We start from the raw sequence: 11,197 nt of genomic DNA, 5'->3' as shown, positions 1-11,197 counted from the left end.
GGCCAGGGCGGCCACGGCATCGGGCGAGGCGTCCGGGCCCATGAGCATCTGCGCGGCATTGCCGGGCAGGATCTCCAGGACCAGGAAAACAATGACCGAGGCGCCGATCAGGGTGCCGAGGAGCGTGGCGATGCGCTTGAATAGAAACAGACTCATGGGGCGGGCCGCAGCATAACTGACTGCTGCAACAACCGTGCCTCGGCTGTGAACTTTGTGGCTCCTCGCCGGACCGCCCTGACGCCGGCGGGGGCTCCGCGCGGCGCGCGGCGGGTGTTCGCCCCGCTGCGCCGATAATCGGGGGATGGCGCTCATGATCACCGACGAATGCATCAACTGCGATGTCTGCGAGCCCGAGTGCCCGAACGATGCGATCTACATGGGCGCCGAGTTCTACGAGATCGACCCACACAAGTGCACCGAGTGCGTCGGCCATTTCGACGAGCCGCAGTGCGTGCAGATCTGCCCGGTGGCCTGCATCCCGGTGAACCCGGACCATGTGGAAACCCGCGAGACGCTGCTGCAGAAGTACGTGCGCCTCACGGCAGACAAGGCGGCTGCGCCTGCTTCGGATGCCGCCTCGCCGTCGTCAGCCGGCGCTGTCTGAGCCGGGCGGTTACTTCTTCTTTTTCTTCTTTCCGGCCTCCTTTGGGACCTCGTCGCCAGCCGATGGGCTGTTGAAGCGTGCGCTCGTCGGGCGGGGCTCGGCCGCCTGCTTGCGCTGGCGAGCCTGAGCGGCCTGTTCGGCGCGCGTGAGCGGCTGCGCGTCGGAGGCGAAGCGCCCCGCATCGAAGGTCGTGGGACCGCGCCGGTCGAGTGCCTCCCGCTCCAGCAACTGGCGGCTGCGCGTCAGCCGGCCAGCGCTGCGTTCGTTGCGGCGCGTGGCGTCTTCCGACGCCTGGCGGTCCGCATCGCTTCGTCCGTCCTCCACCTTCACGGTCCGTCCACCCTCGCACGGCTGATCGGAGTAGGTGTTGCCGCATCGCCAAGTCTGGGCGGAAGCGTGCAGGGAGGCCGCGGACAGCGCAATGGCAAAAACAGCCAGCACCCGATTTGCTGCCGCTTTGCTTGCGGCTTCGTCGGTCTTCTTTTTCTTCGTCGTTCTTCTTCTCATTTTTGGGTTCTCTCCCTCCCTGCACTCCCGTGGCCGGCTAGGTGGCGGCAGGCGTCGTGCCTCCGTCGCCGGGCTCCCGCCTCGGCGGCTTGGGCCGCGGCGGTTTGCTCGTGTGAATCATCAGCGTGGCTTTTTCCATTTCGCCGGCCACCAGTGCAGGGGCGGCATGCAAGGTGCGCACGATGGCGTCTTCAATGGCTTCGCGCTGTTCCTTGAGCGGCTTCTTGAGCACCCAGTTGACGACCTCCGACTTCACGCCGGGATGGCCGATGCCCAGCCGCAGGCGCCAGTAGTCGCCAGTGCCGAGCTGGGCGTGGATGTCGCGTAGCCCGTTGTGGCCGGCATGGCTGCCGCCGAACTTGAGCTTGGCCTGGCCGGGCACCACGTCGAGTTCGTCATGCACCACGAGGATTTCCTCGGGCGCGATCTTGAAGAAGCGCGCCAGCGCGGCCACCGACTTGCCCGACAGGTTCATGAAGGTCTGCGGTTCCAGCAGCCAGATGCTCTGACCGCCGATGTTCGCGCGTGCCGCGAGGCCGTGGTAGCCGCGCTCGGGCACGAGGTTGAGCTTCCAGTCGCGCGCGAGCGCGTCGATCCACCAGAAGCCGGCGTTGTGGCGCGTGGCTTCGTACTCGGGGCCCGGATTTCCGAGGCCGACAAACAGCTTGATCATGGCGGGAATTATCTCGCCGCCCGACAAAGCAAAAGGCCCGCACGAGGCGGGCCTTCTGTTCGCGGACGGAAAGAAAGAGGATTACTTCTTCTTGGCCGTCTTGGCGGCGGGCTTGCCAGCGGCGGCAGCGCCTTCGGCAGCAGCGCCTTCGGCAGCGGGTGCCGGCTCTTCCGAGACCAGCGGCGGCACGGCCGACACGATGACGGGGTTGGTCTTGCCGTGGCTCACGAACTTCACGCCCTTGGGCAGCTTGATGTCGTTGACGTGCAGCGTGGCGTTCTTCTTCAGGCCCGAGAGGTCGATCTCGATGAATTCAGGCAGATCGCTCGGCAGGCAGTTGATTTCCAGTTCGGTCATCACGTGGTTCACGAGGTTGTGATCCAGCTTGACGGCGTCGGACTCTTCTTCGCCCTTGAAGTGAAGCGGCACCTTCATGTTCATGCGGGTCTTCGCATCGACGCGTTGGAAGTCGATGTGTTGCACCAGCTGGCGGAACGGGTGGTATTGCACGTCGCGCAGCAGCACCTTGGTGACGGCACCGCCGAGGTCCATTTCGAGGACTGACGAGTGGAAGGCTTCCTTCTTCAGGGCGTGCCACAGCGCGTTGTGATCGACTTCGATCAGTTGCGGCTGGGTGTCACCACCGTAGACGATGCCCGGGGTCTTGCCCGTGATGCGGAGACGGCGGCTCGCACCCGTGCCCTGCTTTGCGCGCTCATAAGCGACGAATTTCATAACTAGCTCCTGTGAGAGTCCACCGCGACCAGTGCGACTCCGGTTCAAAAAGGCCTCCGAAGGAGGCCCGCTTTATCGCTCTCAGGTCAGAACAGGTTGTCCTGGTCCGAGAACAAACTCATCACCGACTCGCCCTTGGCAATGCGCTGGATCGTTTCGGCGATCAGCGGTGCCACGGAGAGCTGGCGGATCTTTCCGCACGCGACGGCCGCGTCGGAAAGAGGGATGGTGTTGGTCACGACCACTTCGTCGAGGGCTGCGCCCTTGGAGAGGCGTTCGATGGCCGGGCCCGAGAAGATCGGGTGCGTGCAGTAGGCGTACACGCTCTTGGCGCCACGCTCCTTCAGCACTTCGGCCGCTTTGACCAGCGTGCCGGCCGTGTCGATCATGTCGTCCATGATCACGCAGTTGCGGCCGTCGATCTCGCCGATGACGTTCATGACTTCGCTGACATTGGCCTTCGGGCGGCGCTTGTCGATGATGGCGAGGTCGCAGTTCAATTGCTTGGCCAGCGCACGGGCGCGGACCACACCGCCGACGTCGGGCGAGACCACGATCAGGTCTTCGTAGTTCTTCTGGCGCAGGTCGCCCAGCAGCACTGGCGAGGCGTAGATGTTGTCGACCGGAATGTCGAAGAAGCCCTGGATCTGGTCGGCGTGCAGGTCCATGGTGAGCACGCGCTCGACGCCCACGGTTTCCAGCAGGTTGGCGACCACCTTGGCCGAGATCGGCACGCGGCTCGAGCGCGGGCGGCGGTCCTGGCGGGCGTAGCCGAAGTAGGGGATGACGGCGCTGATCCGCTCGGCCGAAGCGCGCTTGAGCGCATCGACCATGATCAGCAGTTCCATCAGGTTTTCGTTGGTCGGTGCGCAGGTCGACTGCACCACGAACACGTCGCGTGCACGCACGTTCTGATTGATCTCGACGGTGACTTCACCGTCAGAGAAGCGACCGACGCGTGCAGCGCCCAGCGAAGTGCCGAGGTTTTGCGCGATTTCTGCAGCAAGGCCGGGATTGGCGTTGCCGGTGAAAACCAAGAAGTCAGGTTGATTGGCCTGCATGAGCGCGTCCGGGCAGTGCAAAGGGCTTGCGGGAAAGCCGCCAAAGGTTTCGAGTCGTGGCGGCCCGTGTGGGCTGCCGATTATTGCAGCCGGTGGACTGCAAAAGAAGCACTGCGGCCACCAGGCCGCAGTTTGAGAGATTTGGCAGGGGAGAAAGGATTCGAACCTTTGCATGCTGGAATCAAAATCCAGTGCCTTAACCAACTTGGCGACTCCCCTACACAGGTTGATGGTTTGCACCATCCACCGATATATGTCGCATCGAACCGCAGAGCGTTCCGATTATCTCTTCAGGCTGCCCATCCCCAGAGTGGATGAACCGCCAGATTGTCGCATTGACGAACCTGCCATCCCCGGGGGGCTTCAAGCAGCTCCGCTTGTTGCGGCGATTGCGGCATTTTTGCGAACACCGAACTTCCGGAGCCGGTCATCCGGGCTTTCAATCCTTGCAGTCCGAGCCATTCGATGGCGTCGGTGACTGCGGGGCAAAGCCGTTGGGCAACCGGCTGCAGGTCGTTGTGACCGAAGTCGTAAACCCCGTCGCCGAGGTTTGTGGCTTCTGGCTGTTCGCTATCTGCAGCAAAGCCTGAGATTATAGCAACAGGAGTTGCCCGTTCCAGGTCATCCGCAGAAAAAATTAGTCGGGTATCGAGTCCCTCGGTTGGCTTGGCCACCGCGAAGCGTGCCGGCGGCAAGTTGACGGGGGTGATTTCTTCGCCGACGCCCTCAACCCAGGCGTTGCGCCCGCCGAGGAAAAAGGGCACATCGGCGCCCAGCTTCAATCCGATCTGCGCCAGGCGCGACAGCGGCAGGTTCAGGTTCCAGAGGCGGTTGAGCGCGAGCAGGCAGGTGGCTGCGTCCGACGAGCCGCCGCCCATGCCCGCCTGCGCCGGCACGTGCTTGGCAATGCCGATGTGCGCGCCCTGACCGGGAGCCGCATGTGCTTGCAGGGCGCGGGCAGCGCGCAGCACGAGGTCGTCGGCCGGCAGCGGCGTGGTGAGGTCTTCGCGGCTGAGCTGGCCGTCGTGGCGCAACTCGACATGCAGCGTGTCGCACCAGTCGATCAGCATGAAGACCGACTGCAGCAGGTGGTAGCCGTCGTCGCGGCGCCCGGTGATGTGCAGGAACAGGTTCAGCTTGGCCGGCGCGGGAAGGTCGTAGATCGCCTTCATGCGCGTTCGAACACGATGCGCAGGTCCGCCCGGGGCGCAGGAGATTCGCGCGTGGCTTGCAGTTTGCCGGTCGACACCTGACCCAGGTCGGCGCGCCAGCCGGGCACGGGGTCGGCGCGGCCGTCGAGCCAGCCGAACAGCGCCCCGACCGGAATGGCGGCGCCCGTGGCGGCCTCGATCAGCGCGTCGACGGAGTCGTAGCGGCGCGTGTCGCTGCCGTTCTTCAGCAGGGCTTCACCCGGCGCCCAGTGCAATTGGGCGAGCGTGCTGCCGATAGGCGTGGTCAGCGTCAGGTCGCCGGCTTCGGCCGAGCCGCGCAACTCGAACAGGGCGGCAAAGGTCTGGACCGGTTCGCTGTCGATGCGCAGCGACATGCGACCGCTCCAACTGGCCGGACGCCCGACAGTGGCGGAGCCGCCCGAGAGCTGGGCGCAGCCCGTGAGCCACAGCAGCAGTGCCCCGCCGCCCGCGCCGAGCACTGCGCGGCGGGTGGCGGCGTCATCGCCCCGGGCGGGAATCGTTGGTGTGATCGATGCCATTCAGGGTTTGACGCGTAGGCGCTTGAGGGTTTCCTGCAGCGTCTCGTTCTCGGGCTCCGTCAGCAGCGCTTCTTTCCAGATCGCGATGGCGCGATCTTTCTGGCCCACCGACCACAGGACTTCGCCGAAGTGCGCGCCGATTTCGGCGTCCGCCCGCGATTTGTAGGCGGCTTCGAAGATGCGGATCGCCTCGGCCGTGTTGCCAAGCCGGAACTCGACCCAGCCCAGGCTGTCGGCAATGAACGGGTCTTCGGGCGCGAGCTGGACCGCCTTCTGAATGAGCGTGCGGGCCTCGTCGAGCCGGATCTTGCGATCGGCAAAGGAGTAGCCCAGCGCGTTGTACGCGTTCTGGCTCTCGGGCTTGAGCGTCATGAGGCGGCGCAGCAGCCGCTCCATGTCGTCCAGGCGGTTGAGCTTCTCGGCCATCATGGCCTGGTCGTAGACGAGGTCGCCGTCGTTCGGCGCTGCGGCCGCGGCCTGGGCCAGCAGGTCATAGGCGGCCTGGTATTGCTTGGCTTCGCGCAGCAGCTGGGTTTCGGCGAGCAGTTTCTGCTTGCGTTCCTCCGCCGTGCGCTCGGGCAGCGCGCGCAGCAGCTCGCGGGCCTGGGGCAGCTTGCCCTGCTTGGCGAGCAGGCTGGCGCGGCGGCCTTGAATGGCGCTCTGGTTGTCGGAACTGTCGATGCGCGAGACCCAGCGGTCGGCGGCCTGGAAATCCTTGCGGCGCTCGGCCAGCTGCGACAGCACGAGATACGCCTGCGTCAGCCCGCGCTTGCGGTCGGCGACGTCACCGGCGTCCTGGCTCTGGCCCGGGGCGGTCATCAGGTCGACGTAGCGCTTGAGCGAGCTTTCGGCCGCCGCTTCCTGGCGGGCCTGCATCTGCAGGCTGCCCAGCAGCAGCCAGGGCTCCGCCAGTTCAGGGCGCGCCGTGGTCAGGGTCTGGAGCTGGGCGGTGGCGTCGCTGAAGCGGCGGTTCTCGACCAGCGTGCGTGCATAGGCAACGCGCAGGTCGGGCGAGGCCTTGGGGTTGTTGGCAAGGTAGCGCGTGACGATCGGCTCGGCCAGCGGCTGGCCCGGGTCGATGAGGTCGAGCGCCAGTGCCGAGGGCGCCTCGGACGCCGGATCGATCGCCTGCCCCTGGCGTGCGGCGTCCAGCGCTCCCGAGGGGTCGCCGGCGTTCAGGCGCAGGCGGCCGACGGTGGCCCAGGCCAGTCCGCCCGTCGTCGGGCTCTTGAGCTCGTCGACCAGCGCCTGCTCGACCACCGAGGCGGCGAGCTTCTTGTCGGTGGCGCGGCCGTAGGTGCGCGCGATCACCGCCATGAGCAGGGGGCGTTCGATCTGCGAGGTGGCTGCCACTTCGGCACGCAGCGGCTCGACGGTTTCGCTGATGCGGTTCAGCGCGATCAGTATCTGCAGCTCGATGCGCCGGGCATCGCGTGAATTGGGCAGCGCTTCCTGCCAGGCGCGCGCCGCGGAGATGGCGGCGTCGCCGGAGCGCGACTGCAGCGCGATTTCGACCGCACGCTGGAACAATTTGCCGTCGCGCAGGCGCCGGGCGGCGTCGAGCACCAGCGAATAGCCGGAGCCGGGGTCGCCGGACCGGGCCGTGATCTCGCCCATGAGGATTTCGTAGAACAGGTCCGCCGTCAGCGCCGACGGTTGTGCGGCCTCGGCGGCCGACTTGGCGGTCGTGGAGGCGGCCCGGGTTCGCACTGGCGGCTTCGGCGGCGCCGTGCGCTCGATGGCGGGAGCCGGGTTGCCGGCGGCGGTGGGTTCAAGAGACTGGGCCTGCGTTGCGTAGGCAAGCAGCACGAAAGACGCGGCCGCCGCAAGGCGGTGACGGCGGGGCGATGGGTTCATCTGACCATAATAATCCAGCCATTTGCACGAGCGCCGCATGGGGCTTCGTCGCTGCCGGAGTTTTACTTTTCATGCCTGAACTACCCGAAGTCGAAGTCACCCGGCGCGGCTTTGCCGAGCGCATCGCCGGCGCGCGCATCGAGTCCGTGCGCATCGGCAAGCCGCTGCGCTGGGCGCTGATGGTGCTGCCGCAGGCGCTGGTCGGGCGCCGCGTGCGCGAGGTGCGCCGCCGCGGAAAATACCTGCTGATCGACTTGGACCGCGGGCTGTTGCTGCTGCACCTGGGCATGTCGGGCAGCCTGCGTTTCGACATCCACCTGCCGGAGCCCGGCGTGCACGACCACTTCGACCTCGTCACCGAACTCGGGACCCTGCGGCTCAACGACCCGCGTCGCTTCGGCGCCGTGGTCTACGTGGACGACGAAGAGGCGCCCTGGGCCCTCAAGCTGCTCGGTGGATTGGGCATGGAGCCGCTGGGAGATGCCTTCGACCTCGATGCCTTTCATGCCGGGTTGAAGAAGCGCCGCACGGCCATCAAGCAGGTGCTGCTCGCGGGCGACGTGGTGGTGGGCGTGGGTAACATCTACGCATCGGAGGCGCTGTTCATGGCTGGCATCCGGCCGACCCTGTCGGCGGCGCGCATCAGCCGGCCGCGCGCGGCCAAGCTGCATGCGGCGGTGCGCGACATCCTGGCGCGGGCGGTGGAGAAGGGCGGCAGCACCCTGCGCGACTTCTCGAACGTGGATGGGCAAAGCGGCTACTTCCAGCTCGAAGCGACCGTCTACGGCCGCGCGGGCGAGCCGTGCCGGGTGTGCGGCACGCCGATCCGGCTGTTGAAACAGGGGCAGCGCTCTACTTATTACTGCCCCCATTGCCAGAAATCCTAGGGAAGGTGGGCCCCGTGGCGGCTGCTTCGGGGCAAACTCCTGCCGGTACCCCGTTCGCCATGCGGCGATGTTATATTTGTAAATTCTTACTTACATCTTCCCCTTGAGCCGCTCTTTCAACCAACAGCTCGATCAGCACGGCGCCTGGCGGAGCAACTTCGCCCGCCGCCTTCAGTGGCTGTCCCGTTGGCTGACCGACAACGAGCTGCTCGACCAGGCCGTGGCCGAACGGCTGCGCGCCCTCGAAGACCAGATCCGCACCAGCAAGGTCATGGTGGCCTTCGTGGCCGAGTTCTCGCGCGGCAAGTCGGAGCTGATCAATGCGATCTTCTTTGCCGGGTACGGGCGGCGGATCATGCCGGCCAGCGCCGGGCGCACCACGATGTGCCCAACCGAGCTGGGCTACGACGCCGCCCTGGCGCCCAAGCTGCGCCTGCTGCCGATCGAAACCCGCCTGGAACCCCACTCGCTCGCCCACTGGCGCGCGCGGCCCACACGCTGGACCGAGCTGCCCATCGAGGTGGGCGACGCCGAGCAACTGGCTCAGGCCATGGGCAAGGTGGCCGAAGTCCGCTGGGTGAGCAAGGACGAGGCCCGCGCGCTCGGTTTCTGGAACCCCGAGACGCCCGACGACAACCCGGTGCAGGACGCCGAAGGCCGCGTCGAGATTCCGCGCTGGCGCCACGCGGTGCTGAACATGCCGCACCCGCTGCTCGAGCAGGGCCTCGTGATCCTCGACACGCCCGGCCTGAACGCGATCGGTGCCGAGCCCGAACTCACCGTGAGCCTGATACCCCAGGCGCATGCCGTGGTCTTCATCCTGGGCGCCGAAACGGGTGTGACCCGCTCCGACCTGTCGATCTGGCGCGAGCACCTGATCACCGGCGACGACAGCCACGACACGCGCTTCGTGGTGCTCAACAAGATCGACACGCTGTGGGACACGCTGAGCACCCCGGTGCAGATTGCGCAGCAGATCGAGCGCCAGCGCGAAGGCGCGGCTCGGTTGCTCGAAGTGCCGCTGGCGCAGGTGCTGCCGGTGTCCGCGCAGAAGGGCCTGCAGGCCAAGATCGGCCACGACGCGGCGCTGCTCGAAGCCAGCCGTCTGCCGGCACTCGAAGCGCTGCTTGGCGAAGGCGTGCTCGGCAAGCGCGAGACCATGCTGCGGCTGGCGGTCGATGCCGGCATGACCGCGCTGCGCACCGAGGCCGAACGCCTGCTGAAGGTGCGCCAGCGCGACCTGTCGGAGCAGGCGCTCGAACTGCAGGGCCTGCGTGGCAAGAACGTGTCGGTGATCCGCCACATGCGTGCGCGCATCGACCAGGAACATGCTGAATTCGAGGGCAGCAACACCCGCATCCTGGCGCTGCGCTCGGTGCAGGGCAAGCTGCTGCGCGAGGTGTACGCGGTGCTCGGGCGCACGGCGCTCAAGGCCGACATGGTCAAGCTGGCCGCGGCGCTCAAGCGCCCCGGCGTCAAGTTCAACGTGCGCAAGGTGTACGGCGAAACCTTCGATGCGCTGCGCAACAACCTGCGCGAAGTGCAGGCGACGACGGCCGAGATCCAGTCGATGCTGCACGCCACCTTCCGCCAGCTCAACGCCGAGCAGGGCTTCACGCTGCAGGCGCCGGCCGAGCCCGACCTGAGCGGCTTCGAGCAGGAGCTGGGCCAGATCGAGCGCAGCCACATCCACTACCTGGGCGTAGGCAACCTGATCAAGCTCGCGCAGGCCGACTTCTGCGACAAGCTGGTGCGCGCACTGGCCAGCCGGCTGCGGCTCGTCAACGAAGCCGCCATGACCGAGGTCGAGCGCTGGAGCAAGGGCGCGAGCGCGCAGATCGATGCGCAGCTCAAGGAGCGCCGTCGCAATTTCAGCAAGCGCATCGAGGCGATCGAGCGCATCCAGAACGCCGCGGGCAGCCTCGACGACCGGCTGGCCGAGATCGCCGCGCAAGAAAGCCACCTGGCCGCGCTGCAGGAGCGGCTGCACGAGTTCACCTCGCTGATCGCGCAGCACGGCAGCCAGCCGCCTGTTGCGGCCGCCGCCATCGCGGGCGAGCAACTGCGTGCGGCCTGAGCGCACCGCCGCGCGGGCGGCCGTCTCCCCACCTCTGTCGCTGCCCCCCGATTTCTCCGCACAGGTCGTGCGCTGGCAGCGCAGCCACGGTCGCAGTGAGTTGCCGTGGCAGAACACGCGCGATCCGTACCGCGTCTGGCTCTCGGAGGTGATGCTCCAGCAGACGCAGGTCACGACGGTGCTCGGCTACTTCGCGCGCTTTCTCGAGCGCTTCCCCGACGTGGCGGCGCTGGCCGCCGGCACCGAGGACGAGGTGTTCGGCCTGTGGAGCGGGCTGGGCTACTACAGCCGCGCGCGCAACATGCACCGCTGCGCGCAGGAGGTGGTCGCGCGCTTCGGCGGCGCCTTCCCGCACACCGCCGCCGAACTCGTGACCCTGCCCGGCATCGGTCGTTCGACGGCTGCGGCCATCGCGGCCTTCTGTTTCGGCGAGCGCGTGGCCATCCTCGACGGCAACGTGAAGCGCGTGCTGACGCGCGTGCTCGGTTTCGACGGCGACATGTCGTCGGCCGCGCAGGAGCGCGCGCTGTGGGACCTCGCCACGCAGCTGCTGCCGCCGGACGGCCAGCGCGAGGCGGTGGCGCACTACACGCAGGGCCTGATGGACCTGGGCGCCACGGTCTGCCTGCCGCGCAAGCCCAGCTGCATGATCTGCCCGGTGAACGCCAGCTGCGTGGGACTGCGCCAGGGCGCGCCCGAGCGCTACCCGGTGAAGACGCGCAAGCTTAAGCGCAGCGCCCAGTCGCTGTGGGTGCTCCTGGCGCGCGACGCGCAAGGGCGCGTGTGGCTGGAGAAGCGGCCCGCCAAGGGCATCTGGGCGGGGCTGCATTGCTTGCCAGTCTTCGACAGCCACGACAATCTGCTCGCAGCCCTGCCGTCGGGCGCCGCGCATGACACGCAGGAGCTGCCGCCCTTCGTGCACGTGCTGACCCACAAGGACCTGCACCTGCACCCCGTGTTGCTCCAGGGCGTCCAGCCGCAAGGCGAGGGCGCGCGCTGGGTCGAGGCGCAGGAATGGAGCCGGCTGGGGCTGCCCGCGCCGATGCGCAAGCTGCTGGAAACTTCCGGGGCCTGAAGGCCTTCGT

Annotated in this window: 11 protein-coding genes, 1 tRNA gene and 1 pseudogene; 4 read left to right on the top strand and 9 right to left on the bottom strand. The window is 67.2% G+C overall.

Annotated elements, in window-relative coordinates; translation table 11 throughout:
* Positions 1 to 156 (bottom strand): annotated as a pseudogene (locus ASD34_RS27425) (ABC transporter permease); the annotation flags it as partial.
* A 145-nt stretch (positions 157 to 301) separates the two neighbouring features.
* Here ASD34_RS27425 and ASD34_RS04645 point away from each other — a divergent pair.
* Positions 302 to 604, top strand: a complete 303-nt coding sequence (locus ASD34_RS04645) for a YfhL family 4Fe-4S dicluster ferredoxin (protein WP_056573415.1) — start codon at positions 302 to 304, stop codon at positions 602 to 604.
* A 9-nt stretch (positions 605 to 613) separates the two neighbouring features.
* Here the strand turns inward: ASD34_RS04645 and ASD34_RS27420 are convergent, their stop codons facing one another.
* The 8 genes from ASD34_RS27420 to ASD34_RS04605 all read right to left on the bottom strand — a co-directional run bounded on the left by ASD34_RS27420 (position 614) and on the right by ASD34_RS04605 (position 7,148).
* Entirely contained in the window at positions 614 to 1,111 is a 498-nt protein-coding gene (locus tag ASD34_RS27420; protein ID WP_157609627.1) for a hypothetical protein, read from the bottom strand.
* 37 nt (positions 1,112 to 1,148) lie between these two features.
* A complete protein-coding gene (gene pth, locus ASD34_RS04635) occupies positions 1,149 to 1,784 on the bottom strand; it encodes an aminoacyl-tRNA hydrolase (RefSeq protein ID WP_056573407.1) in 636 nt (211 codons plus the stop codon).
* 81 nt (positions 1,785 to 1,865) lie between these two features.
* Positions 1,866 to 2,519 (bottom strand): 50S ribosomal protein L25/general stress protein Ctc, encoded by a 654-nt coding sequence (locus ASD34_RS04630; protein ID WP_056573405.1) that lies wholly within the window; start codon positions 2,517 to 2,519, stop codon positions 1,866 to 1,868.
* 86 nt (positions 2,520 to 2,605) lie between these two features.
* On the bottom strand, positions 2,606 to 3,580 hold the full coding sequence (locus ASD34_RS04625) for a ribose-phosphate pyrophosphokinase (protein ID WP_056573402.1): 975 nt from the start codon (positions 3,578 to 3,580) through the stop codon (positions 2,606 to 2,608).
* Positions 3,581 to 3,722: 142 nt separating this feature from the next.
* Positions 3,723 to 3,799, bottom strand: a tRNA-Gln gene (locus ASD34_RS04620).
* 71 nt (positions 3,800 to 3,870) lie between these two features.
* The gene (ispE, locus tag ASD34_RS04615; RefSeq protein ID WP_056573398.1) at positions 3,871 to 4,752 is read right to left on the bottom strand and encodes a 4-(cytidine 5'-diphospho)-2-C-methyl-D-erythritol kinase; all 882 of its coding nucleotides are present in this window, start codon (positions 4,750 to 4,752) and stop codon (positions 3,871 to 3,873) included.
* On the bottom strand, positions 4,749 to 5,291 hold the full coding sequence (locus tag ASD34_RS04610) for a lipoprotein insertase outer membrane protein LolB (protein WP_056573395.1): 543 nt from the start codon (positions 5,289 to 5,291) through the stop codon (positions 4,749 to 4,751). The genes ispE and ASD34_RS04610 overlap by 4 nt, the downstream gene beginning before the upstream one ends.
* A complete protein-coding gene (locus ASD34_RS04605; protein ID WP_056573392.1) occupies positions 5,292 to 7,148 on the bottom strand; it encodes a tetratricopeptide repeat protein in 1,857 nt (618 codons plus the stop codon).
* 71 nt (positions 7,149 to 7,219) lie between these two features.
* Between ASD34_RS04605 and mutM the strand changes: the two genes are divergently transcribed.
* The 3 genes from mutM to mutY all read left to right on the top strand — a co-directional run bounded on the left by mutM (position 7,220) and on the right by mutY (position 11,187).
* A complete protein-coding gene (mutM, locus tag ASD34_RS04600; protein ID WP_056573389.1) occupies positions 7,220 to 8,035 on the top strand; it encodes a bifunctional DNA-formamidopyrimidine glycosylase/DNA-(apurinic or apyrimidinic site) lyase in 816 nt (271 codons plus the stop codon).
* Between the two features lie 103 nt (positions 8,036 to 8,138).
* The gene (locus ASD34_RS04595) at positions 8,139 to 10,112 is read left to right on the top strand and encodes a dynamin family protein (RefSeq protein WP_056573385.1); all 1,974 of its coding nucleotides are present in this window, start codon (positions 8,139 to 8,141) and stop codon (positions 10,110 to 10,112) included.
* A gap of 40 nt (positions 10,113 to 10,152) precedes the next feature.
* On the top strand, positions 10,153 to 11,187 hold the full coding sequence (gene mutY, locus ASD34_RS04590; protein ID WP_200937523.1) for an A/G-specific adenine glycosylase: 1,035 nt from the start codon (positions 10,153 to 10,155) through the stop codon (positions 11,185 to 11,187).
* Positions 11,188 to 11,197 lie beyond the last annotated feature (10 nt).

Origin of the sequence: Variovorax sp. Root473, from assembly GCF_001426505.1 — a bacterium.
Lineage (GTDB): Bacteria > Pseudomonadota > Gammaproteobacteria > Burkholderiales > Burkholderiaceae_C > Variovorax.
Note: the sequence above shows the minus strand (reverse complement) of the source record. Positions and strands in the feature narration are given on the sequence as shown.

Excerpts from the sequence above, each read along its gene's own strand:
- ASD34_RS04645 (WP_056573415.1), top strand. The coding sequence starts at position 302 with ATGGCGCTCATGATCACCGACGAATGCATCAACTGCGATGTCTGCGAG.
- ASD34_RS27420 (WP_157609627.1), bottom strand. The coding sequence starts at position 1,111 with ATGAGAAGAAGAACGACGAAGAAAAAGAAGACCGACGAAGCCGCAAGC.
- pth (WP_056573407.1), bottom strand. The coding sequence starts at position 1,784 with ATGATCAAGCTGTTTGTCGGCCTCGGAAATCCGGGCCCCGAGTACGAA.
- ASD34_RS04630 (WP_056573405.1), bottom strand. The coding sequence starts at position 2,519 with ATGAAATTCGTCGCTTATGAGCGCGCAAAGCAGGGCACGGGTGCGAGC.
- ASD34_RS04625 (WP_056573402.1), bottom strand. The coding sequence starts at position 3,580 with ATGCAGGCCAATCAACCTGACTTCTTGGTTTTCACCGGCAACGCCAAT.
- ispE (WP_056573398.1), bottom strand. The coding sequence starts at position 4,752 with ATGAAGGCGATCTACGACCTTCCCGCGCCGGCCAAGCTGAACCTGTTC.
- ASD34_RS04610 (WP_056573395.1), bottom strand. The coding sequence starts at position 5,291 with ATGGCATCGATCACACCAACGATTCCCGCCCGGGGCGATGACGCCGCC.
- ASD34_RS04605 (WP_056573392.1), bottom strand. The coding sequence starts at position 7,148 with ATGAACCCATCGCCCCGCCGTCACCGCCTTGCGGCGGCCGCGTCTTTC.
- mutM (WP_056573389.1), top strand. The coding sequence starts at position 7,220 with ATGCCTGAACTACCCGAAGTCGAAGTCACCCGGCGCGGCTTTGCCGAG.